This is a genomic window from Blautia sp. Marseille-P2398, from assembly GCF_964240315.1.
Lineage (GTDB): Bacteria > Bacillota > Clostridia > Lachnospirales > Lachnospiraceae > Blautia_A > Blautia_A wexlerae.
On sequence record NZ_CAXSTD010000007.1, the window covers coordinates 128,269 to 151,413 of the forward strand.

19 protein-coding genes are annotated in these 23,145 nt (G+C 42.9%); 15 read left to right on the forward strand and 4 right to left on the reverse strand.

Features of this window, described 5'->3' with window-relative positions:
• Nucleotides 1–19: 19 nt before the first annotated feature.
• On the reverse strand, nucleotides 20–1,201 hold the full coding sequence (locus tag ACESZG_RS09820; protein WP_161276217.1) for a methyltransferase domain-containing protein: 1,182 nt from the start codon (nucleotides 1,199–1,201) through the stop codon (nucleotides 20–22).
• Nucleotides 1,202–1,710: 509 nt separating this feature from the next.
• On the opposite strand from ACESZG_RS09820, the gene ACESZG_RS09825 reads away from it, so the two are divergent.
• The 4 genes from ACESZG_RS09825 to ACESZG_RS09840 all read left to right on the forward strand — a co-directional run bounded on the left by ACESZG_RS09825 (nucleotide 1,711) and on the right by ACESZG_RS09840 (nucleotide 6,096).
• The gene (locus tag ACESZG_RS09825) at nucleotides 1,711–2,466 is read left to right on the forward strand and encodes a DUF3825 domain-containing protein (RefSeq protein WP_020993689.1); all 756 of its coding nucleotides are present in this window, start codon (nucleotides 1,711–1,713) and stop codon (nucleotides 2,464–2,466) included.
• A 147-nt stretch (nucleotides 2,467–2,613) separates the two neighbouring features.
• Complete coding sequence (locus ACESZG_RS09830) at nucleotides 2,614–3,636, forward strand: acyltransferase (RefSeq protein WP_373218059.1); 1,023 nt, start codon at nucleotides 2,614–2,616, stop codon at nucleotides 3,634–3,636.
• Nucleotides 3,637–3,867: 231 nt separating this feature from the next.
• Nucleotides 3,868–4,608, forward strand: coding sequence for a hypothetical protein (locus ACESZG_RS09835; RefSeq protein ID WP_008707524.1), 741 nt, complete (start codon nucleotides 3,868–3,870; stop codon nucleotides 4,606–4,608).
• A gap of 150 nt (nucleotides 4,609–4,758) precedes the next feature.
• Entirely contained in the window at nucleotides 4,759–6,096 is a 1,338-nt protein-coding gene (locus tag ACESZG_RS09840) for an MATE family efflux transporter (protein WP_373218061.1), read from the forward strand.
• Nucleotides 6,097–6,119: 23 nt separating this feature from the next.
• Here ACESZG_RS09840 and ACESZG_RS09845 read toward each other — a convergent pair whose 3' ends face one another.
• Complete coding sequence (locus ACESZG_RS09845) at nucleotides 6,120–7,820, reverse strand: hypothetical protein (protein WP_173697829.1); 1,701 nt, start codon at nucleotides 7,818–7,820, stop codon at nucleotides 6,120–6,122.
• 459 nt (nucleotides 7,821–8,279) lie between these two features.
• On the opposite strand from ACESZG_RS09845, the gene ACESZG_RS09850 reads away from it, so the two are divergent.
• Nucleotides 8,280–9,515: an O-acetylhomoserine aminocarboxypropyltransferase/cysteine synthase family protein gene (locus ACESZG_RS09850; protein WP_173697830.1), complete on the forward strand. Its 1,236-nt coding sequence runs from the start codon at nucleotides 8,280–8,282 to the stop codon at nucleotides 9,513–9,515.
• Nucleotides 9,516–9,760: 245 nt separating this feature from the next.
• Here the strand turns inward: ACESZG_RS09850 and ACESZG_RS09855 are convergent, their stop codons facing one another.
• A complete protein-coding gene (locus ACESZG_RS09855; RefSeq protein WP_020993690.1) occupies nucleotides 9,761–10,552 on the reverse strand; it encodes an ABC transporter permease in 792 nt (263 codons plus the stop codon).
• Nucleotides 10,553–10,568: 16 nt separating this feature from the next.
• Nucleotides 10,569–11,312, reverse strand: a complete 744-nt coding sequence (locus ACESZG_RS09860) for an ABC transporter ATP-binding protein (protein WP_373218064.1) — start codon at nucleotides 11,310–11,312, stop codon at nucleotides 10,569–10,571.
• A 263-nt stretch (nucleotides 11,313–11,575) separates the two neighbouring features.
• Between ACESZG_RS09860 and ACESZG_RS09865 the strand changes: the two genes are divergently transcribed.
• From ACESZG_RS09865 to ACESZG_RS09910, 10 genes are all read left to right on the forward strand, one after another.
• Nucleotides 11,576–12,607, forward strand: coding sequence for a lysylphosphatidylglycerol synthase transmembrane domain-containing protein (locus ACESZG_RS09865; protein WP_008707518.1), 1,032 nt, complete (start codon nucleotides 11,576–11,578; stop codon nucleotides 12,605–12,607).
• Between the two features lie 11 nt (nucleotides 12,608–12,618).
• Nucleotides 12,619–13,239, forward strand: a complete 621-nt coding sequence (locus ACESZG_RS09870; RefSeq protein WP_118341815.1) for a phosphatidylcholine/phosphatidylserine synthase — start codon at nucleotides 12,619–12,621, stop codon at nucleotides 13,237–13,239.
• A 546-nt stretch (nucleotides 13,240–13,785) separates the two neighbouring features.
• Entirely contained in the window at nucleotides 13,786–14,700 is a 915-nt protein-coding gene (locus tag ACESZG_RS09875) for a phosphatidylserine decarboxylase (protein ID WP_119251515.1), read from the forward strand.
• Nucleotides 14,701–14,769: 69 nt separating this feature from the next.
• Nucleotides 14,770–15,399 (forward strand): epoxyqueuosine reductase QueH, encoded by a 630-nt coding sequence (locus tag ACESZG_RS09880; RefSeq protein ID WP_118330344.1) that lies wholly within the window; start codon nucleotides 14,770–14,772, stop codon nucleotides 15,397–15,399.
• 365 nt (nucleotides 15,400–15,764) lie between these two features.
• Complete coding sequence (gene argH, locus ACESZG_RS09885; RefSeq protein ID WP_008707514.1) at nucleotides 15,765–17,144, forward strand: argininosuccinate lyase; 1,380 nt, start codon at nucleotides 15,765–15,767, stop codon at nucleotides 17,142–17,144.
• A 136-nt stretch (nucleotides 17,145–17,280) separates the two neighbouring features.
• The gene (asd, locus tag ACESZG_RS09890) at nucleotides 17,281–18,366 is read left to right on the forward strand and encodes an aspartate-semialdehyde dehydrogenase (protein ID WP_008707510.1); all 1,086 of its coding nucleotides are present in this window, start codon (nucleotides 17,281–17,283) and stop codon (nucleotides 18,364–18,366) included.
• Nucleotides 18,367–18,430: 64 nt separating this feature from the next.
• Complete coding sequence (locus ACESZG_RS09895; RefSeq protein WP_008707504.1) at nucleotides 18,431–18,667, forward strand: DUF3343 domain-containing protein; 237 nt, start codon at nucleotides 18,431–18,433, stop codon at nucleotides 18,665–18,667.
• 246 nt (nucleotides 18,668–18,913) lie between these two features.
• On the forward strand, nucleotides 18,914–19,951 hold the full coding sequence (selD, locus tag ACESZG_RS09900) for a selenide, water dikinase SelD (protein WP_173683707.1): 1,038 nt from the start codon (nucleotides 18,914–18,916) through the stop codon (nucleotides 19,949–19,951).
• A gap of 240 nt (nucleotides 19,952–20,191) precedes the next feature.
• Nucleotides 20,192–20,947 carry a formate/nitrite transporter family protein gene (locus tag ACESZG_RS09905; protein WP_373218067.1) on the forward strand — a complete coding sequence of 252 codons (756 nt, stop codon included), beginning with the start codon at nucleotides 20,192–20,194 and terminating at the stop codon, nucleotides 20,945–20,947.
• 1 nt (nucleotide 20,948) lies between these two features.
• Nucleotides 20,949–23,129: a DNA topoisomerase gene (locus ACESZG_RS09910; RefSeq protein WP_373218069.1), complete on the forward strand. Its 2,181-nt coding sequence runs from the start codon at nucleotides 20,949–20,951 to the stop codon at nucleotides 23,127–23,129.
• The last annotated feature ends 16 nt before the right edge of the window (nucleotides 23,130–23,145 follow it).

Consider the following 23,145-nt stretch of genomic DNA (forward strand, 5'->3'; position numbering starts at 1 on the left):
CAAAAAAGTTAAATTTTGGTTATTTTTCACAAAGAAAAATGCCGGCATCCTTGGTAATAAAGAACCCATCCTTTGTCTTTCGCGATACAAATCCACGGAAATCTTTGTATTTGTCCAGAAGATACTGATTCTGATTTCCATGGCAGGAGAGGATATAGGAAATCAGCGGTTCTGCATCGGGGACAAGAAGAGAGTCCTCATAGCTTTCCCAGAAAATACGGGAAAAATACGGTGCCAGGATATCTGCTCCGTTTTCTCTGCCAAAACGCTCATAGAGTCTGTCTGCGGAGAGAACGATCCGGTCGTCAAAATCCCGGACCAGTCTGCTGACTTCCTGCATGTGTTTTTTTCCATAGGTACTGCAGATCAGTTTTCCGCCTGGAGTGAGCACACGTTGAATTTCGCTGCATACAGCAGAGATATCTTCACAGTAAAAAAGAACATGGTTTGCAATGACCAGATCAAAGCTTCTGTCTTCATGAGGAATTCTTGCACAGTCAAATGCCTCGAAGGAAAAACGGCTGTCTTTGCGTCCGATAGCACGTCTGGCATCACGAAGCATTCCGGATGAAAGGTCAGAAAGAGTAACGGAAACTTTACCGGGGAGGCTGGAAATATTCTGTGTCCACAGAACACCGTCGCCGCATCCAAGTTCAAGGATACGCATCCCCGGATGAATCTGACACTGCTCATAAACCCATGGAAACCATCCCTGTTTATTCTGGGAATAAAGGCTGTGCAGATTAATGCGTGAGGAAATGTTGGAGGCGTTCTGGTATTGATTTTTCATGCTTTTCTCCATGCCTGTCAGGTGGATCAGGTCAAGCATCTGATTCCAGTCTATGGCATGATGGGAGCGGATCGCATCTGTGGTATCCTGGATTGCCTTTTCCACCAGCTGCATTTGTTCGATACGGTCACGTACCAGCTTTAGCTGGATGTTCAGGGAATTTTCCATAAAATGATAGTCTGAGTCGTCAATGGTCATTTCCCGTATGTCATCCAGGGAGAAACCCAGATATTTCAGAAGCAGGATCTGGGAAAGTCTTGCAAAATCCTCATCTGTATAAAAACGTGCGCCGGATTCTGTTACATAGGAGGGTTTGAGGATATTCTGTTTGTCATAATAGCGGATAGTGCGGAGTGTTACATGTGCCATCCGTGCAAATTCTCCGGAAGAGTAATAGCCGTCTTTTTTCATGGAAAACCTTCTTTAAGAAAAATATTCTTGCCCACAAATGCGGATAGAAACAGTTGTTCAGCCCGCATTTGCGTATTGCTGATATGTGTAGAGTATAACACAGCTGACCGGCAGGCTACAAGCATCAGGTATTACCGGATGGATAATATACTGTCTGAATGTACCACTATCCCGCGAGGTGTTTTGGCATCAATATGCCAAAATCCCGAGACATACAAGCCAAAATTCCATTGCCGCAGGCAATCTGGAATGAATTTTGGCTAAGTTACTGTGAACGGAGTGAACAGTAACTTTTGAATTGTAAGTCAGATGGTGATTTTTGACATTTTTTGGAGGATGCTAATCCTTGTCTTTTGACAGAAATTATGGTATGTTAAATAATAACAATCAAAACTGATTTTCATACAAATCATAATCTGGCAGTTCTGCCATATTTTTTCCAAAATACAATAAATATTAAGAGAGAACAGTAATGACAATATGAAAGGTGCAGGGACAGGAGGAGCCTGATGATTAATTTATTTGATTTTACTTATTGCGGAGACTATAATCGGCAGATTCAGAATCTGGCAAGGATGGTGCCGGAGAAGTGGAGCTTTTCGGATACAGATGATAATGGAATTCTGAAAGGATACCTGGAACATACATTTAAACGCCTTTATGAAGAACAGAAGGTGTGGGAGAAAAAGAATTATGCCATATTTAATACAGGACTCTTTAATTACTATTATCAGCCGATATATGCGTATTTTATTCCCAATCTGGTCCCGGACAGGCAGCCCTGGTTTCTGGATGGCTTTTACACAGAATACTATTTGTTAAAAGAAGGAATCACCTGTCTGCCGGAAAAGGCATGCTATGTGGAAAATCCGTCAGATCTTGTGTTTGATACAAAACTTCCGGTAATTCCACAGTACGAGCATATTTTCGGGGATGAGGAAAATGCTGCCCGTCTTCCAAAGGAAGTACGTGACAGCAGCATGAAAATGCAGCTGTTTGACGGTGCACTGAAACAGACAAAAAGAATGCTTGAGGCAGATTACAGGACTGCGATTCCACAGTATTATAATCACTCAATCCAACTGCTACTCCCGATCTGTCTCCGCCATCCGGGAAAACCCGATCTTGCACTGGCGTGTATGAAAACATCGGACGGAAGCAAATATCTGGGGCGTACCTGCCTGACTCTCAGAATGGCCTATCATAATGCCAGGCTCCTTGCAAGGGTGGACCGAAGCTGGCTGATGACTTCTGTATCTGCCTGAGGTTTGACATGTGTAGTTCGCTTTGATATATTATAGCAGCGAAGCGGATGATTTTACCTGTCTGACTGAAATGATGTCAGGTCAGACATTTACGGATTGTTCTGCTGCTATAGATGAAACAACAGAAAAAGGTGGGTGAGAAATCAAATGCGAAATAAAAGTCTGGATGCTGTAAAGGCCATTGCTGCGTGCCTGGTGGTATGCATCCATGTAAGCTTTCCGGGACAGGCCGGGCAGCTTGTAAAAGTACTGGCAAGATGTGCGGTGCCGTTTTTCTTTATGGTATCCGGGTATTTCTGTTATTATCAAAATTGCAATGCCTCAAAAAGAATATTGTCTAAAATCCTGCATATCATGAAGCTTTTTGCAGTTTCAGTTGTGTTTTATTTTATCTGGGAATGTTTTATGAAAGCCTGGAATGGGGAGAGAGTATGGACATGGATAAAAGGGCTTGTGAGTACAGAGTATCTGAAGGAATTTTTCGTGTACAACAGTACTTCTCCGGTAAGAGCACATTTATGGTTTCTTCCTGCATTAATTTACTGTTATCTGCTTGCTCTCCTGATTGAAAAATGGAGAATGCGTAAGGCTGCATATTGTATGGCACCTGTATTGCTGGCAATACTTTTATGGAGAGCGGAGTTTTGTGCCTTTTTTGATAGATTTTATCACACTATGGAATACAGAAACTTTCTGTTTACAGGAATGAGCTTTTTCCTTACAGGTCAGATGATCCATGAATATCAGGATAAGATAGTATGCAAACGTCTGGAGCAATGGATGCAATGGGGATTGAAAGCAGGGATGAGTTTCGGTGTGGCACTCAGCATGATGGAATATGCTTTCCGGGGAGCAGGAGAAATTTACACAGGAAATTGTGTTGCAGTGATCTGTCTGTTTCTGTGGCTTATTTTATATGGAAGGGAAATAAATTTTCCCTCTGTACTGGTGGAAACCGGAAGAAAATATGCTTTCCTGATCTATCTTCTTCATCCGGCGATGTCAGACCTTTTGAAAAAATGTTCAGAAGGTCTGGGAGTCAGCAACTGTCAGATTTATTTTTGGCTGCGACCGGTTTTGGTATATATGCTGACAGTGGTGACAGTTTCCGGCATATCTGCGGTCTCTGCGTATGCAAGGCAAAATATTTTGCAGAATAATCATGTATAGTCAGGGTATGAAAATCCGGAATGAATTTTGGTTGCGTTACTGAGAATGGAATGAATAGTAACATAGTAACGTTATCTTCAGGAACCGCGGGAATTATAACTGTTCACATAATGGAAAATGTGATATAGTAATCAGTAAATCTTATGAACGTAACCGTTCGGTGTTTCACAGAATGGAGGATTGCTGAACAGTTACCGAAAATCATTATGCAGAAAATACAAAGGAGAGAGAATGGCAGATAAAAATCAGGACAAGAACCAGAGTAAGAACAGAGCAGAACAGGCAGAAGAGCACGATGAAAGCGTGCTGAATCCGGAGATTAAGAATGAATCGGATTTGTCAAAGAAGGAAAGACGTCTGATTGAGAAAGAAAAATTAAAGGGAATGGGGCCAAAGAAAAAGCTGGAATATATCTGGATGTATTATAAACCGGCTATTTTCGGAGTGATCGCAGTGATTGCTCTTATATTCGGAATAAAGGATTACTATGAACAGTCCAAAATAAAAACAGTTCTGTCCATGACAGTGGTAAATTCAATGGCAAATGATACGGAAACTCCTGAGCAGAAAATCAAAGAAACACTTGGGTACAAAGATGATCCCTATAGCAAAGTAGAGATAGGCGTGAATCTTACTACGGACTCTGAAATGGCAGAATTTGATTATAATGCACAGATGGCTTATGTGGCACAGATTCAGGCAGGTTCCATTGATATTATGGTTATGCCGGAGAAGCTTTATCAGACTTTGAAGAAGAATGAGCCATTTGCAGATTTGAAGGAATTGATGGGTGAGGAAGCTTTTGAGAAGTTTGGAATGCAGACAGATACTACGCACATTTCCATTACTGACAGTGAGCTTGAACAGGAATTAGGTGTAATCTACGATCCTGTATGCATTGCAGTGCCGTATTCAGCACCGAATCAGGAGAACGCAGTAAAATGGATAAAAAGTCTTGACAGCAGGAAATAAATTATGATATGTTAATCACACCAAAACTGGTGTGGATTTTTCAGTCTTGTGACAAACATGAACTCTTTTCGCCGCACGATTATCATACAGCAATGTAGAGATAATTGTGTGGCGTTTTTTGTTGCAATGAAACAGAGAAAGGAAAAAAGAATGAACAATACTTTTATGAAGAAAAAACCGATTCTGCCGCTTCTGGCATCTATGGCAATGCCTATGGTACTGTCTATGCTGGTGAATTCACTGTACAACATCGTAGACAGCTTTTTTGTGGCAAAGATCAGTGAGCAGGCGATGACAGCTCTGTCTCTGGTATTTCCTGTACAGAACTTTATTAATGCAGTTGCCATTGGTTTCGGTGTGGGAATCAATGCACAGATTTCTTTTCAGCTGGGAGCAAAAAATATTAAAAATGCGAATATAGCAGCTACCCATGGTATGCTCTTTAATATTATCCATGGAATTATTTTTACAGTAATCTGTATTCCGTTTATGCCTGTATTTCTCGGTATGTTTACAAAAGAGCAGGAAGTGATCTCGCCTGGTGTGCAGTATTCAACTATTGCATTTGCATTTTCCACAGTGATCATGATCAGCCTGTCCTTCGAAAAGATTTTTCAGGCTGTGGGCAGAATGAAACTGACAATGATCAGCCTGATGATCGGTTGTATTTCCAATATTATCCTGGATCCGCTGCTGATTTTCGGAGTGGGGATTTTTCCGGAAATGGGGATCAGAGGTGCAGCACTGGCAACTGGTCTTGGCCAGGTATTTACAGTTATTGTATATCTGATCGCATATAAGAAGTGTAGTATTCCGGTGGAGATCAGCAGGAAATATCTGGAACTTAACAGGAACCTGGACGGGAAGCTGTATATGGTAGGGATTCCCGCAATCCTGAATATTGCCCTGCCGTCAGTTCTGATCTCTTTCCTGAATCAGATATTATCGGCTTTTTCCGGAAGCTATGTAGTGGTTCTGGGAATCTATTATAAGCTTCAGACTTTTTTATATCTGCCTGCAAGCGGCATTGTCCAGGGAATGCGCCCGTTGATAGGATATAATTACGGAGCAGGAGAAATAAAGAGGGTAAAGAAACTTTTTGGGATTTCTGTGCTTCTGAATGGTATGATCATGCTGGTAGGAACGATCATCTGCTTTACAGCATCAGAGACATTGATGGGAATGTTTACTGAGAACCCGGAAACTGTAAGACTTGGCACTGCAGCATTACAGATTATCAGTATCGGGTTTATCCCATCTGCCATCTCTGTTACAGCTTCCGGTGCATTAGAAGGACTGAGCAAAGGTGCTCAGTCCCTGGTGATTTCGTTATTAAGATATATTATAGTGATCATTCCGGCAGCTTATCTGCTGTGCTATTTTGCCGGGGCAGATGCTGTGTGGAATGCGTTCTGGATCTGTGAATTTATAACAGCAGTAGTAGTAGGTATCGGGATAAAGTATTACTGGAACCGTCTGCTGCAGTAGACGATAGTGATAAAGCTGCTAAGTCAGGCTGCGCCTGCTTCAGCAGACTCAGCATCAGACTCTGCTTCTGAGGCATTTTCATCAGTAACATCTTCGGCATCGGAATTGCTTCCGCCGCTGAGAACATAAGTGATGACTTCGTCCGGAACGCCTGCATTGGACAGATTATCCATAAGTGTAGTGAGGTCGAGTGTAGCTGCGTAGGCACTCATATCATCTTCATTGGTTACGTCATAAACATCTCCCAGAGCCGTAAGGTCCGGAATTTCAACAGATTCGCCTGCACCGGAAGTAACAGTGAAGCTTCCGAGAGTGCTTCCTGCACTTTCAACGGACAGTGCAACAGAACCAGAATCTTTTGCTGAATTTAAATCTAATACAAGTGCAAAGTTCTCGAGCATAGAAAGAGAAGAATCTGTATCTTCTGAAGAATCAGCAGGGAAGGTGATAGTATAGTTACCGTTTAAGTAACCTTCTTTTGCAGATTCGGTGTCGTAGTCCTTTACTTCGATAACAGCTGCGGTTGTATCATCCTGAGAAATTTTATAGGTTCCGTTTAATTTACCGCCATCAATCTGACCGGATCCGGACAGGGAGAGTGTGCCGGAATCATCTGTTTCAATGGAGAGAAGATAGCCAAAGTCTGAGCCGTCCCTGGTCATCTGCCAGTTCAGAACAGGAGTTATTTTATCACCTTCCTGAAACTCAATTTTACGTCCTGCAATTCTGCCGGTCTCATCAACCCAGATTCTGGTGTTGAGATGAGAATCATCGGAATCACCGGTATCTGCATCTTTCAGAAAATCAAGACCGTCTTCTACAGCTTTGGTAAAGCTTTCATGCAGGTCCTCGTTACTTGAGAGTTTCTTTGTCCAGGTATCGAGGATGTTCTCAATATCACTGTCTGATTTTGCTTCTTCCAGGATTGCAGTTGCAGTTTTTACAGCGTCTTCGGCTGAAATCTGGCCTTCATATACTGTACAGTCCTGACTGATATCACCTGCTGTCAGAGTTTCCTGACTGCTTTCGCCTTCTGTTACATTGTCAAAAAGCATAGATCCGTATTTATCCAGAAGTGTTTCTACTACAGAAGCTTCTGGAGCTGCTGCTGACAGATCAGACATCATGGAAACAGTCAGGCTGAGACTATCAGAATAAGCGGAAGCGAAATTGTCTGTCGGAATATCTGCATCTGAATCATCAGGGGTTAATTCTTCAAGATCATTTTCAATATTGGCAGCCTGTTGGTCTGCGGCTTCTTCCAGATTGGTCTTGAAATATTTATCAGAGAGTTCAGGGATGCGCATATAAATATCCTGGCTGTCCGGATCAAGATAATATTCCAGAGTACAGATTTTATTATCATTAAGAAGGACCTTCATCAGAATACCTTCTTTTCCTTCTGTAAAAGAGATATCATTGGAAAGTGTGACATTGTCCAGCCAGGAGACATCAAATGGTGCGACAAACCCCAGCAGTGAGCGTCCGGAATCTTCAAATTTCAGAATCATGTCACTCTGCATTCCTGACATCAGAGACTGGCTTTCTTCTATAGATGTAGCGTAAGAAGATGCCATTTCTGTGACCTTTTTTGCCCATGCATCTTTTTCAATGGAAGCGTAGCTGTCTGCTGCAAATGCTGTAGATGGAATTGCAGCAGTACCAAGAAGTGCTGCAGTACAGATAGCGGTTGTTTTTCTTAACCATTTTTTCCTTGTTTTCATAAAGGGCCTCCTTCCGTTCTGTTATGAATCTTATGTAGTGGAATTACATTTCAGGACATTCATTTTCAGATATGTCGTTTGACTGAAATAATAATCTATAGCAGTCCTTGTAAATGATTTTTCAAATACGCTCTATATTAAGATGCATTATTTTAGAGGATTGCTATATATCAATTTTACCAGATAAAGATAGAAAAAGCTATGTTTTTTCGACAATATGGAAAAAGATGTTGATTTTAGACTAAATTATTTCTATAGAAAAATAACAAAATATAGACAAAAACTATATGTATATATAAATAATTGATATAAGAAAATTTATTGACAGATTTATATGAAAAATATATACTACTATTCATATCAAAACACTATGGAATTACTAAAAACAGGGAAACGATATATCACAGAAAACATACCGTTAGTCCGGAGATTATTATATTTTACAAGGGGAATATGCTCATGGAATTTCAGACTAAATTATTACACGGAAAAGCAGTAGACAATTATGCGAATGGTTCAACAGTGCCGCCTATCAGCCTGGCAAATGCTTTTGCATATGAATCTTCAGAACAGTTGGAAAAAGTATTCCAGAATCGGGCACCGGGATTTGCATATACCAGGATTGCGAATCCGACAGTAGATGCGTTTGAGCGAAGAGTAAATGAATTAGAAGGCGGGATTGGAGGTGTAGCCTGTTCCTCCGGAATGTCAGCGGTTACATTATCATTACTTAATATCCTGCAGGCAGGGGATGAGGTAATCGCAGGAAGTGCATTGTTCGGAGGTACACTGGATCTGCTTCATGATCTGGAGGCATTCGGAATCAAAGTACATTTTATACCGAGGGTAGAGATGGCGCTGATCGAGCCGTTTCTTACAGATAAGACCAGAGCAGTGTTTGGTGAAATAGTAGGAAATCCCGCACTGAATGTAATGGATGTCCGGGAAACAGCAGATTTTCTTCATGGAAAAGGAGTACCGCTGATTGTAGACAGCACAACTTCGACTCCGTATCTGATTAATCCGATTCAGTATGGTGCGGATGTAGTGGTGCATTCTACTTCTAAATATATAAATGGAAGTGGAGATGCCATCAGTGGAATTATCATTGACAGCGGAAACTTTTCCTGGAGTCCGGAACGTTATCCGGGAATGAAGGAATATAAGAAATACGGAAAGTTTGCTTATCTTGTGAAACTGAGGAACGGAATCTGGCGAAACATGGGCGGCTGTCTGGCTCCGATGAACGCTTATCTGAATATTATCGGAATGGAGACACTTGGTCTTCGTATGGAGCGGGTCTGTAATAACGCTTTCCGGCTTGCTCAGGCACTGGAGAAGCTGGAAGGTGTATCTGTCAACTATCCGCTGCTGGAGTCCAGTCCATATCATGAACTGGCAGAAAAACAGCTTAGTGGAAAGGGCGGAGCGATTCTGACTATCCGTGCAGGTTCCAAAGAACGGGCGTATAAGCTGATCAATCATCTGAAATATGTAAAGATTGCAACCAATATCGGTGATGTGAGAACTCTGGTAATTCATCCGGCGTCTACAATTTATATCCACAGTACGCCGGAGGCAATGGAAGAGGCTGGAGTGTACGACGACACGATCCGTATCAGTGTGGGTATCGAAGATATAAAAGATCTGATACAGGATTTCACAGAGGCAGTGGAGAGCCTTGGAGAAGAATAATTCATAATATACACATTATCAGGCGCTTTGGTCGGAACATGATAGTAACCGGACAGAGGCGCTGGTTTAAAAACAGAATAACTGACAGACAGTCAGAGATAAGAGAAGCCCCGGAAGTTCAGGAGTGTCCAGTTAAGTGGAACTCGATGATCTTCCGGGTTTCTTTTTGCAGCAAAATTTTTTCAGATATTGAATCTGTTTCCGAAACCGTTTCGTTATAAAAAATAGCGGTTAAAAATTAACAACTATCTGCGGGCGCGTTTTTCAATCAGTCCGAGGAGTCCGTACAGGATAATAGCGATGATGCACAGAATGATAATGGACATCAGTACCCAGGTAAGCTTAAAGGTCTGGCTGGAATAGATGATCAGGTAGCCAAGCCCTTTTCTGGCACCGATAAATTCGCCTATGATAACACCAACCAGACACAGACCAATATTAACTTTCATAACACTGAGCAGTAACGGCACAGAAGACGGAAGAATAATCTTCATAAGCTTTTCTTTCTTCCCACCGCCCAGCGTCTCAATCAGCTTCAGTTTTTCCGGGTCAGCTTCGCCAAAACCTGTATACAGATTCAAAATCGAACCAAAGATAGCAACCGACATACCGCAGACAATAATCGTCCGTTCGTTGGCACCAAGCCATACAATAAGCAAAGGTGCCAGAGCAGATTTCGGAAGGCTGTTCAATACTACGAGATAAGGCTCTGTGATCTTCGCAAGTCTGGGACAGGTCCACAGCAGAACTGCCATCCCTGCACCCAGAACAACAACGAACAGAAAACTGACCAGTGTTTCCGTAATTGTAACAGAGAGATGGGGAAAAATAGAGCCGTCTCTGCACATACTGCAGAAGCTGTGCCAGATCATTACCGGACTGCTGAAGATAAAAGAATCGATCAGTCCGGTCCTGGCGGAGATTTCCCACAACACCAGAAAGAAAAGAAGAATAAATATCCGCAAAAAAAGAACAAGTTTCTTTTCTCTTTTCTGATGTCGGATATACTGTTGCTGATGATATGAGATTTCAGACATCATGATTCAGCTCCTTTCAGATAAGATTGAAATAAGATTTAAATTCAGGCGCATTTCTGGAAGCCATAGGAGTACGGTTCTCCAGATCAAAACAAACTGGCACAATCTTACGAATGATGGCAGGCCTTGGAGAAAGAATGATAACCCGGTCTGCCATGCTGATCGCTTCTGAAATATCATGGGTGACAAGAATTGCAGTCTTTTTTTCCTGACGCAGGATTTTGCCGATATCATCACTTACGCTGAGTCTGGTTTGAGAGTCGAGTGCAGAGAACGGCTCATCCAGCAGAAGAAGTTCCGGTTTTAATGCCAGAGTACGGATCAGTGCAGCTCTCTGGCGCATTCCTCCGGACAATTCGGACGGATGTGCAGAGCGGAATTTGTCCAAACCGTAATCTGAGAGAAGCTGATTTACATAAGCAAGTTTTTCGGCAGTGAGTTCCCTGCGGATTTCCAGTCCGAGAAGAACATTTTTATAAATTGTCCGCCACTCCAGCAGATGATCCTTTTGCAGCATATATCCGATACGGCAGTCACCGGAAGTTACCGGCGTGCCGTCCAGAAGAATCTGTCCCTGTTCTGGCCGGAGCAGACCACAGATCAGATTCAGCAGCGTGGACTTTCCACAGCCTGACGGCCCGACGATGGCGAGAAATTCACCTGGCATCAGTTGAAAGGATATATGAGAAAGGGCAGGGGTTTCCCCTGATAAACTGTGGTAGGAGAGACTGACATCTGTAATATCCAGCAGTGGTTTCATACAGATACCTCCATATTCGGTGAATAGTAACGAATATTTTCATAATTTATGATATGCAGAAATGTCAGGGTATGATATAATAGATAGACTGTAGTATTTTTGCTGCTATAGTATTTGAGGGCAAATGTTCTGTAAGGAATACGTTACTGTTTACTATGTGTTTCATATCAGAAATATACATATATCAGACACTGTGACATACATGAATTGGGTATAGAAATCAGACGAATGCTGTAAAAAAATGTATAAGAAAGTGTAAGCAAATGAGAAACAAAAAGAAAGCAATATTTAACACCATTTTTCTGATCCTTATATTTTCCATTACCGTATATATGGTATTTAAGGGAGAGGATCTGGGAGAGATTATTCATACAGTACGGCAGGCAGATCCGGTTTACTTACTGGTCAGTGTGGTTTGTGTGGTACTGTTCATACTTGGCGAGTCTGTAATTATTTTCTATATGATGCGGACTCTCGGAGCAAAAGTAAAGATGGGGCATTGTGCTCTGTATTCTTTTGTGGGATTCTTTTTCAGCTGTATCACACCGTCTGCATCCGGCGGACAGCCAATGCAGATTTATTTTATGAAAAAGGACAAACTTCCGATTCCTGTCACTACGCTGGTCCTGATGATTGTCACAATTACTTATAAAGCGGTTCTGGTAGTGATCGGAATTGTAATCTGGATTTTTGGCAGAGGCTTTCTGGAAGGATATCTTGGCCAGTACATGTGGGTGTTTTACCTGGGTGTAGGTCTGAATATTTTCTGCGTTACTTTCATGATGATCCTTGTATTTGCACCTGGACTGGCGAAATGGATCATGGTAAAAGGTCTGAAACTTATTGAACATTTCCGTTTCCTTAAGCCAAAGACAACCCGGCTTGAGAAACTGGAAGCGTCTATGGACCAGTATCATGAAACTGCGGCTTTCTGGGCAAGTCACAAGCTGGTGATCCTGAAAGTGTTACTGATCACTATGGTGCAGAGGATTTTGTTATTTACAGTTACATACTGGGTATACCGTTCGCTGGGATTTCATGGATATTCCATTATAACCCTTACGATTTTGCAGTCTGTCATATCTGTCTCTGTTGATATGCTGCCTTTACCCGGAGGAATGGGAATCAGTGAGTCTCTTTATCTGGTGATGTTTGCACCGGTTTTCGGAGAAGCATTACTTCCTGCAATGCTGCTCAGCAGAGGAATTTCCTATTATGCACAGATGCTTATCAGTGCAGTGATGACCTGTGTGGCGTATTTCATAATAGGAAGAAAAGAACAAGAAGAAAAGTAGGGGGAGAAAATATGTTTTTAGGAATTTATGATTATACGGTAATATTGACTTATATAAGCCTGGGAATTTCCGTATTTGGAATTACCAGGGCTCTGGAGGGGGATTTTAAGGTTGCGATTTTCTGTCTGGCACTTTCCGGACTGTGTGATATGTTTGACGGAAAGATAGCCAGAACGAAGAAGAACCGTACGGATGATGAGAAGAATTTCGGGATTCAGATCGATTCCTTATGTGATGTGGTCTGCTTTGGTATTTTTCCGGCAATGATCTGTTACTGTCTGGGTGTGAATACACCGGCGGGGATTGGGGCGCTTATTTTTTACAGTGTGGCATCTGTCATCCGCCTTGCATATTTTAATGTTTCAGAAGCAAAGAGACAGAATGAGACTTCTGAGAACAGACAGTATTATCAGGGGCTTCCGATCACATCCATGGCGATCATCCTGCCGTTCCTTTATCTGATGAGAAGATATTGCGGACTCTATTTCCTGATCGTGATACATATTGCAGTGATTATCGTGGGACTGCTTTTTATTCTGGATATCAAGGTAAAAAAACCTCAGAATCCGGTACGTATCCTGCTGGTTGCAGTCGTGGCACTTGCACTTGCGAAGATGTTCCGTTTGATATAAAATAAATATAACTGTTGACTGGCCGCAGCGGTTCCCGGGAAACGGGGAGGCTGCGGTTATACTTTTGCTGCTGAGAACGGAGTGAACAGTAACACAAACTTTTTTATGGAGGGAAGATACGAGTCAACTCCCCATCACCTAAAGGTAATGGGCTTGTAACTGCCCAGTCGTAGTAACGGCTTACGCCTCCGACCTTTTATCCCCAATAGGTATTGCTACCTAAAGTGGCGCTACATCATAGGGTGGTTGACAGCACCCTTTACAGACAAGATATACTCATCTGTAACTGTATCAGGTACTAAACTTCCCATGCTATACAGCAAACATTCTTTTACGGGTAAGATTTTACGCAATACGCGAGTTTTGTATTGCAACCTCATATCTTGTCAATGCACAAAAGAGTGTCTTTGATGAGCAGCACATCTAACGGTTTTCTCTTTAAAAACTGCTACGGTTATTGTAGCATATTGGGTAACAATTTACAAGGCTCCTCCCACCGCCTAAAGGAAGTGGGTTTCTGCCTATGACAAAGGAAAGGATTTATTTATGAAGTATATTGACAGAAAAGGAAATATCACGATTGAAGAGAATGAGCAGGATAAATTCCTGCGGCATCTATATAATGACCGGGGTGGCAGACTCTGCCTGAAACTCCTGATCAGACCTTTCGTGTCAAAGGCAGCGGGAGTCCTGCTTAACACCAGACTTTCTGCCAGATTTGTACCGGATTTTGTAAAAAACAACAAGATTGACCTGAGCATTTACGAAAAACAGAACTTCTCTTCATGGAATGACTTCTTTATAAGGCGCATCCGAAAAGAAGAACGCCCGATCGATATGCGCGAAAACATCCTGATCAGCCCCTGTGACGGAAAACTTTCCGTACACAGGATCAGCTCAGACTCACGTTTCAGCATCAAAGATACAGAATATACAGCAGGACAGCTTCTGAAGAATAAGGCAATTGCTGAGAGATACACAGGCGGCTATGCGCTGATTTTCAGACTGACAGTAGATGACTATCATCATTACTGCTATGTGGCAGATGGAAGAAAATCCGCGAATGTAACTCTGCCAGGCGTTTTCCACACAGTGAATCCTGCAGCAAACGATGTATATCCCATCTACAAAGAAAATGCCAGAGAATACACTCTGCTGAAAACAAAACAATTCGGAACCATCCTCATGATGGAAGTAGGCGCCATGATGGTAGGAAAAATCACAAATCTCCATAAAAATCCTGCCACAGTAAAGAAAGGCCAGGAAAAAGGCAACTTCGAATTCGGAGGTTCCACAATAATCCTCCTCATCCAGCCGGGAAAAGTCCGTATTGATTATGATCTGATCGAGAATACAGAAGAGGGATATGAGACTATCGTAAAAATGGGCGAACGAATAGGAGAGTGCAGGAAGTTAAAAAATACAAAGAATCATTACGAAGGCACAATAGAGAATATCTGAACAGGTATTCGCATTTTATTAAAAGATAATAAAAAGCATTTGTGAAGATGCAGAAAGGATATAATAATACTGTTGAATAAACGAAACTATCAGAAAGAACTGGAAAAACTTATAGATCAGGCGCAAAAAGATAACAAGATCCCAAGCCTGTTTCTCCACAGCTGCTGTGCACCCTGCAGCAGTTACGTACTGGAATACCTGTCAAAATATTTCAACATCACAGTATTCTACTACAACCCAAACATCTACCCGGAAGAAGAATATCGCAAACGAGTCCATGAAATTACCCGTCTTGTAAACTCCATGGAATTTGAACACCCTGTCAAACTGATAGAGGGTCACTACGACCCACAGGAATTCTTCCAGATGGCAAAAGGCCTCGAAGACGTACCCGAAGGTGGCGAACGCTGCTTCAAATGCTACCGCCTCCGCATGGAAGAAGCAGCAAAACTGGCAGAAGAGGGCGGCTATGACTATTTTACCACCACCCTTTCCATCAGCCCTCTGAAAAACGCAGCCAAGATCAACGAAATCGGTGAAGAACTGGCAGAAATCTACCACGTCCAACACCTCCCATCCGACTTCAAGAAAAAAAACGGCTACAAACGTTCCATCGAACTATCCCACGAATACGACCTCTACCGTCAGAACTACTGCGGTTGCGTCTATTCCCGAAGAGAGGCTGAAAACAGAAAATAAAGCAGTAACCACAATTATGTAACATATAGCCAATACCCAGTGAAGAAAAAGAAGGTGTGTTGGGGCGCATTTGAGGGTTCTTGTAATTCTTGGTATTCGGGAATCTGCGTTATGAGCCGACCGTCTCACGTGTCTGAGCGAAGTTTGCAATGGAGCGAGTTTGAGAAGGCGGCTCATGGTTTTAGCAGATTCCCGAATGCCTTAGAATTACAGGGTTCCGAAACTAAGCCCCAACACACCTTCTTTTTCTTCACGTACCTTTTGAATGATTCCAAACTAACTACTTTGCAATACTGAAAAAATATGTTACACTAACACGTAAAAGCAATAATACCAAAAATAAAGAAGAAACGAGGAATAACACAATGGCACAGCTTTGGGGCGGACGTTTCACAAAAGAAACAGACAAACTTGTATATAACTTCAACGCATCCATCTCTTTTGACCAGAAATTCTATGAACAGGACATCAGAGGAAGCAAAGCACACGTAGCAATGCTCGCCAGACAGGGAATCCTGACAGCAGAAGAAAAAGACCAGATCGAAGCAGGTCTTGACGGAATCCTTGCAGATGTAAGATCCGGCAAACTCGAGATCACATCCGAATACGAAGATATCCACAGCTTTGTAGAAGCAAACCTTATCGACAGAATCGGTGATGCAGGCAAGAAACTTCACACAGGAAGAAGCCGTAACGATCAGGTAGCCCTTGACATGAAACTCTATGTAAGAGATGAGATTGACGAGACAGACGAACTGGTAAAGAAACTTCTCGAAGCACTTCAGAAGATCATGGAAGAGAATGTCCACACATACATGCCAGGCTTCACACACCTCCAGAAAGCGCAGCCGGTCACACTGGCTCACCACGTAGGTGCATACTTTGAAATGTTTGTACGTGACAGAAGCAGACTTGCAGATATCCGTAAGAGAATGAACACCTGTCCTCTGGGTGCAGGCGCACTGGCAGGAACCACCTACCCGCTTGACAGAGAATATACAGCACAGCTTCTCGGTTTCGACGGCCCGACCAGAAACAGCATGGACTCTGTATCAGACAGAGACTATGTGATTGAACTGCTGTCCGCATTCTCCACAATTATGATGCACATGAGCCGTTTCTGCGAAGAAATCATTATGTGGAACTCCAATGAATACCGCTTCGTAGAGATAGACGATGCCTACAGCACAGGCAGCAGTATCATGCCTCAGAAAAAGAACCCGGATATCGCAGAACTTGTAAGAGGAAAAACAGGTCGTGTATACGGAGCATTAACATCTATCCTTACAACCATGAAGGGAATCCCTCTTGCATACAACAAAGATATGCAGGAAGACAAAGAACTTACATTTGATGCCATTGACACTGTAAAAGGATGTCTTGCCCTCTTCACAGGCATGATCTCTACTATGCAGTTCAACAAACAGAATATGGAAGCAAGTGCAAAGAATGGCTTTACAAATGCTACAGACGCAGCCGATTATCTGGTAAATCATGGAGTACCTTTCCGCGATGCACACGGCATTGTAGGCCGTCTGGTGCTTACCTGTATTGATAAAGGGATTTCTCTGGATGAACTTCCTCTTGAAGAATATAAAGCCATCAGCCCGGTATTCGAAAACGATATTTACGAAGCGATCAGTATGAAAACCTGTGTGGAAAAACGTATGACCATCGGTGCACCGGGACCTGACGTGATGGAGAAAGTGATCGCTGAGAACAAAAAATATCTGGAAGAAAATTAAAAAAATGCTTGCAATTTATTTTGGTTTGTTATAGTATGTACAAGAAAGACAGATGTACGCAATATAAGGACACCTGGATAAAAATGTCCGCGCAAGGGTAGAGACGCGGGCAGAAGATAAAGAGGAGAAAGATATTATGAGTGAAAAGCTTAGAGTCGGTATTTTAGGTGCTACAGGTATGGTAGGTCAGAGATTTATCTCTCTGCTTGAGAATCATCCATGGTTTGAAGTTGTAACTGTAGCTGCAAGTCCGAGAAGTGCAGGAAAGACATACGAAGAGGCAGTTGGCGGAAGATGGAAAATGGATACTCCAATGCCGGAGGGTGTCAAGAATCTTGTTGTTATGAACGTAAACGAAGTAGAGAAGGTTGCTGCAACAGTTGATTTCGTATTCTCTGCTGTAGATATGTCAAAAGAAGAGATCAAGAAGATCGAGGAAGAATATGCTAAGACAGAGACACCGGTTGTTTCCAACAACAGTGCTCACAGATGGACACCGGATGTACCGATGGTAGTGCCGGAAATCAATCCGGAACACTTCGATGTAATCGAATCCCAGAAGAAACGTCTTGGAACAACACGCGGATTTATCGCTGTTAAACCAAACTGCTCTATCCAGAGTTATGCTCCTGTATTAACTGCATGGAAAGAGTTCGAGCCATATGAAGTAGTTGCTACTACATATCAGGCAATCTCCGGAGCAGGTAAGACATTTAAGGACTGGCCGGAAATGGTTGGAAACATCATCCCATACATCGGCGGCGAGGAAGAGAAGAGCGAGAAAGAGCCATTAAGAATCTGGGGTAAAGTAGAAGACGGTGTAATCAAACCTGCTACAGAACCGGTTATCACATGCCAGTGTATCCGTGTACCGGTACTGAACGGACATACAGCAGCTGTATTTGTTAAATTCCGTAAGAACCCTACTAAAGAGCAGCTTATCAAAGCATTAGTAGAGTTCAAGGGACTTCCACAGGAATTAGAACTTCCAAGTGCTCCGAAGCAGTTTATCCAGTATCTGGAAGAGGACAACCGTCCGCAGGTTACAGAGGATGTAAACTTCGAACATGGCATGGGCGTATCTGTAGGACGTCTTCGTGAAGACACCGTATATGACTGGAAATTCGTAGGACTTTCCCACAATACAGTCAGAGGTGCAGCAGGCGGAGCAGTTCTCTGTGCTGAAACCTTAAAAGCAAAAGGATATATCCAGGCGAAATAATTTATAGAAAATAATAAAAGAGGTGCCGGTAACGGTGCCTCTTTTTATGAGGACACGACGGATTATGAAAGAAAAAGTTCTGACAACAGTGGTGACTTTTGAAACTACCACTCAGGCAATTGCCATGGAAAGGGAATGTAAGAAAAACAAATTTACAGGCAGACTGATTCCTGTGCCAAGAGAAATATCAGCTTCCTGCGGCCTTGCGTGGAAATGCGGGGAACAGAACGAAGAAGAAACAGCTTCCTATATGAAGGAACAGGATCTGGAATATGAAAAGATTTATAGGATTCTTGCATAAAATGGAAAGATTTATAGGAATACCTGATATATGGTAAACGGTTCACATTTTGACGGATATGTGAAAACATGATACAATGATAGCACTGAATCTCTTGTTATAGAAGATATGTAACTATTCGGCAGTCTGTCGGCTGTGAAAGTACGTTACTGTTCACTCCGTTTACAGTAACGAAAGTATTGAACAGTTACGAGGAGATTCTGAATATGGAGATCAATTGGGGTGAACTGACTTATGGGAAAAGAAATGAAAAAGAGTGAAGTGCGTCTTACACAGCTTGCCAGTGCAGCCGGATGCGGTGCTAAGATTGGCCCGAAGGTTCTGGCACAGGTAGTAGGCAAACTTCCGAAATTTACAGATCCGATGCTTCTGGTAGGTCCGGAGACATCAGACGATGCAGCAGTATACAAGATTAACGATGAACTGGCAATGATCCATACAGTAGACTTTTTTCCGCCGGTAGTGGATGATCCGTATATGTACGGGCAGATCGCGGCAGCCAATGCACTGAGTGATGTCTATGCAATGGGCGGTGTTCCGAAACTGGCATTAAATGTGGTAGCATTTCCAAACTGCCTTGGTCCGGAAGTACTGGAGCAGATTCTGCGCGGCGGTGCAGATAAGGTCATGGAAGCCGGAGCAGTCCTTGCAGGCGGGCATACTATCAATGATAAAGAACCGAAATACGGACTCTGTGTAACTGGTTATGTGCATCCGGACAAAATGTGGAAAAATTACGGCGCAGAAGAAGGAGACATCCTTATTCTTACCAAACCGCTGGGCTGTGGAATCCTTAACACTGCCATTAAGGCAGAAATGGCGTCTCAGGAAGAAATTGAGAGAGTCCAGAAGATCATGGCGAAGCTGAACAAATATGCAGCAGAGATTGCATCTAAATACACGATCCACAGCTGTACCGACGTAACAGGATTCAGTCTTGCAGGCCACAGTCTGGAAATGGCAAAAGGCAGCCAGAAAACCCTGGTGATCCAGTCTGAGAAACTTCCGATCATTGAGGGTGTTGAAGAATATGCACAGATGGGGCTGATTCCTGAAGGTGCATACAGAAATCGTGACTTCGCAGGCGATGAAGTACGAAGCGAGATTAAGGAACTCTGGATGGAGGATCTGGTATTCGATCCGCAGACATCCGGCGGACTTCTGCTTGCAGTACCGGCAGAAGAAGCCGATGTTCTTGCAGAAGAACTTGCAGGTATGGATATCTTCGGCGGTGTTATCGGATATGTAACAGAATTGCAGGATAAAGCAGTTGTATTTGAATAAAAAAATCAGCTTTACTTTCAGACATGCTCTGCACGCCTGCGGAGATCTTTCTTGTCTTTTGCGCTCTGCCGAACTGTCTTGAATGCATTAGTTTATGGAATTGCTATAAAAATCTTCGAATATAATGGAACATAATTACAAATCTGATGAATATTCTTGAATTGTTTGACGATTTCGGTTGTGAAACAGATATTCAGGTGATATAATGTTCTCAATAAAATACATTGCGGAGGTGTAGTTATGAATTACGAAGATGTACAGAAAGTGTCAAACGCGGCGAAAGCCAAGAGTAACCTGGTGAATACCAACTTTTTCAAGTACTTTATACGTGCGGTCATGGCGGGATTTTTTATTGATGTGGCCATGATCTACAGTAATGTAGTTGGAAACGTATTCTCCAAGACCATGCCTGAATGGGGAAAATTTATGGGGGCATTAGTATTCTCCATTGCAGTACTCCTGATCAGCTTTGTAGGCGGCGAGCTTTTTACAGGAAATAATATGGTAATGGCGTTCGGAGCCTATGATAAACAGGTAAGTTGGAAAGAGGCCGGTAAGGTATGGGGAGTAAGCTACCTTGGAAACTTTGTCGGATGTGCAATTTTAGCATTGCTGTTTGTATGGGCCGGAGCATCCGGAACAGCAGATTATTTTGCAGGATTTATCGGAAACAAGCTGAGTATTCCGCTCGGACAGATGTTCTTCAGAGCAGTGCTCTGTAACTTCTTCGTCTGTCTTGGTGTGCTCTGTGGCATGAAATTAAAGAGTGATGCAGGAAGATTCCTGATGATCGTTATGTGTATCTCAGGATTCGTTGTAAGTGGATTTGAGCACTGCATCGCAAATATGGGAATCTTTGTTACAGCATACTGCCTGGTACCTGGATTATCCCTTGGAGCCATGTTAAAGAGCATGGTAGTAGTAACTTTAGGAAATATGGTGGGCGGTGCCCTGTTGCTGGCATGGCCGCTCAGAAAGATGAGTGCAGATAAATAATATGTCAAAAGCTTTATACATAGCCGAAAAGCCCAGTGTGGCACAGGAATTCGCAAAAGCTTTGAAGATCAACGGACAAAGACGGGATGGCTATCTGGAATCTCAGGACAGTGTGGTGACCTGGTGTGTGGGACACCTGGTCACCATGAGCTACCCGGAAAAATATGATATCAAATATAAAAGGTGGAGTTTAGATACCCTGCCTTTTTTGCCGCGCGAATTTAAATATGAAGTGATCCCCGGAGTGCAGAAGCAGTTTGAGATTGTCAAAGGACTGCTTAACCGTGAGGATGTGGACACCATCTATGTGTGCACTGACTCCGGACGGGAGGGAGAATACATCTACCGTCTGGTGGCACAGATGGCAGGTGTTCGTGGAAAAAAAGAAAAGAGAGTCTGGATCGACTCTCAGACAGAAGAAGAAATTATGAGAGGAATCAGAGAGGCAAAAGATCTGTCAGCATATGACAATCTTTCTGCTTCAGCCTATCTTCGGGCGAAAGAGGACTATCTCATGGGAATTAATTTTTCCCGTGTACTGACACTGCGTTATGGAAACAGTGTGTCAAATTATTTAAATACGAAATATCAGGCCATTTCCGTAGGACGGGTTATGACCTGTGTACTTGGAATGGTAGTGCGAAGAGAGCGCGAGATTCGTGTATTTGTGAAAACTCCGTTTTACCGCGTACTCAGCAGCATTGCCCTTGAGGGAGAAAACTTTGAGGGAGAGTGGAGAGCTGTGGAAGGCAGCAGATATTTCCAGACTCCTTATCTGTATAAAGAAAACGGATTTAAAGAGAAAGCCTATGCTGAAAAATTGATACAGGAGCTGTCTGCGAGTCAGCCGCTGCAATGTACAGTAGAGAAAATCGAGCGGAAAAAAGAGAACAGGAATCCGCCGCTTTTATTTAACCTGGCGGAGCTTCAGAATGTGTGCTCCAAGCTGTTCAAGATCAGCCCGGATGAGACATTAAAAATCGTACAGGAACTGTATGAAAAGAAACTGGTCACTTATCCCAGAACAGATGCCCGTGTATTGTCTACTGCGGCTGCGAAGGAAATTTATAAGAATATTTCCGGTCTGCGTAATTATGAACATACAGCGGAAATCGCACAGCACATTATTGAACAGGGAAATTACAAAAATCTGGCAAAGACCAGATATGTTAATGATAAGCAGATCACAGACCATTATGCAATCGTACCCACAGGCCAGGGCTTAAACGCATTGAGAAGTGTTTCTCTTACTGCGCAGCGTGTATATGAGACCATTGTCAGAAGGTTTGTATGTATTTTTTATCCTCCTGCAGTATATCAGAAGATCAGTCTTGTGACAAAGATGCAGGGTGAGAGTTTCTTCTCCTCGTTTAAAGTACTGTTGGAAGAAGGATACTTAAAAGTTGCTACAAATTCTTTTGCGAAGCGAAAAGCAGCAGATGCCATGAGTGGTGGAAACAGAGCCGGCGCAGCCGGTAATGAGGGAAGTGAAGAGGAAGATTCGGATACAGGAAAAAACGGCGGGAACAAAGCTGATGATTCGGCTGAGGATATGGCATGTGATACCAGACTTCTTGCCGCATTGCAGAACCTGAAAAAAGGTGATATACTCTCTGTGGACAGCCTGAGTATCAAAGAGGGCGAGACATCGCCGCCAAAGCGTTATAATTCCGGTTCTATGATTCTTGCAATGGAGAATGCAGGTCAGTTGATCGAGGACGAAGAGCTTCGTGCCCAGATTAAAAGCTGCGGAATCGGAACCAGTGCCACCAGAGCGGAAATTCTTAAGAAACTGTGCAATATTAAATATCTGGCACTCAATAAGAAAACCCAGGTGATCACTCCAACACTTCTTGGAGAGATGATCTTTGATGTGGTAAACTGTTCCATCAGACAGCTTCTGAACCCGGAACTGACTGCAAGCTGGGAAAAAGGACTCAATTATGTGGCAGAGGGCAGTATTACAGAACAGGAATATATGGACAAGTTGGAGCATTTTGTGCGCCTTCGCACCAGACAAGTGGAGGACAGCAATATCCAGCCATATCTGAGACAGTTCTTTGATGCTGCAGCAGTGAATTATAAGGATTCATCTGAAAAAAACAGTGCGAAAACAACGGGCAGATCAACGTCCGCAACGGGACGATCACGTACCTGCAGAAAGCCGTCTGCTTCAAAGTAGTATGCATTTGTGACAG

What these genes read in the sequence shown, in the direction of transcription:
- ACESZG_RS09820 (WP_161276217.1), bottom strand. Translation starts at nt 1,201, where the DNA reads ATGAAAAAAGACGGCTATTACTCTTCCGGAGAATTTGCACGGATGGCA.
- ACESZG_RS09825 (WP_020993689.1), top strand. Translation starts at nt 1,711, where the DNA reads ATGATTAATTTATTTGATTTTACTTATTGCGGAGACTATAATCGGCAG.
- ACESZG_RS09830 (WP_373218059.1), top strand. Translation starts at nt 2,614, where the DNA reads ATGCGAAATAAAAGTCTGGATGCTGTAAAGGCCATTGCTGCGTGCCTG.
- ACESZG_RS09835 (WP_008707524.1), top strand. Translation starts at nt 3,868, where the DNA reads ATGGCAGATAAAAATCAGGACAAGAACCAGAGTAAGAACAGAGCAGAA.
- ACESZG_RS09840 (WP_373218061.1), top strand. Translation starts at nt 4,759, where the DNA reads ATGAACAATACTTTTATGAAGAAAAAACCGATTCTGCCGCTTCTGGCA.
- ACESZG_RS09845 (WP_173697829.1), bottom strand. Translation starts at nt 7,820, where the DNA reads ATGAAAACAAGGAAAAAATGGTTAAGAAAAACAACCGCTATCTGTACT.
- ACESZG_RS09850 (WP_173697830.1), top strand. Translation starts at nt 8,280, where the DNA reads ATGGAATTTCAGACTAAATTATTACACGGAAAAGCAGTAGACAATTAT.
- ACESZG_RS09855 (WP_020993690.1), bottom strand. Translation starts at nt 10,552, where the DNA reads ATGTCTGAAATCTCATATCATCAGCAACAGTATATCCGACATCAGAAA.
- ACESZG_RS09860 (WP_373218064.1), bottom strand. Translation starts at nt 11,312, where the DNA reads ATGAAACCACTGCTGGATATTACAGATGTCAGTCTCTCCTACCACAGT.
- ACESZG_RS09865 (WP_008707518.1), top strand. Translation starts at nt 11,576, where the DNA reads ATGAGAAACAAAAAGAAAGCAATATTTAACACCATTTTTCTGATCCTT.
- ACESZG_RS09870 (WP_118341815.1), top strand. Translation starts at nt 12,619, where the DNA reads ATGTTTTTAGGAATTTATGATTATACGGTAATATTGACTTATATAAGC.
- ACESZG_RS09875 (WP_119251515.1), top strand. Translation starts at nt 13,786, where the DNA reads ATGAAGTATATTGACAGAAAAGGAAATATCACGATTGAAGAGAATGAG.
- argH (WP_008707514.1), top strand. Translation starts at nt 15,765, where the DNA reads ATGGCACAGCTTTGGGGCGGACGTTTCACAAAAGAAACAGACAAACTT.
- asd (WP_008707510.1), top strand. Translation starts at nt 17,281, where the DNA reads ATGAGTGAAAAGCTTAGAGTCGGTATTTTAGGTGCTACAGGTATGGTA.
- ACESZG_RS09895 (WP_008707504.1), top strand. Translation starts at nt 18,431, where the DNA reads ATGAAAGAAAAAGTTCTGACAACAGTGGTGACTTTTGAAACTACCACT.
- selD (WP_173683707.1), top strand. Translation starts at nt 18,914, where the DNA reads ATGAAAAAGAGTGAAGTGCGTCTTACACAGCTTGCCAGTGCAGCCGGA.
- ACESZG_RS09905 (WP_373218067.1), top strand. Translation starts at nt 20,192, where the DNA reads ATGAATTACGAAGATGTACAGAAAGTGTCAAACGCGGCGAAAGCCAAG.
- ACESZG_RS09910 (WP_373218069.1), top strand. Translation starts at nt 20,949, where the DNA reads ATGTCAAAAGCTTTATACATAGCCGAAAAGCCCAGTGTGGCACAGGAA.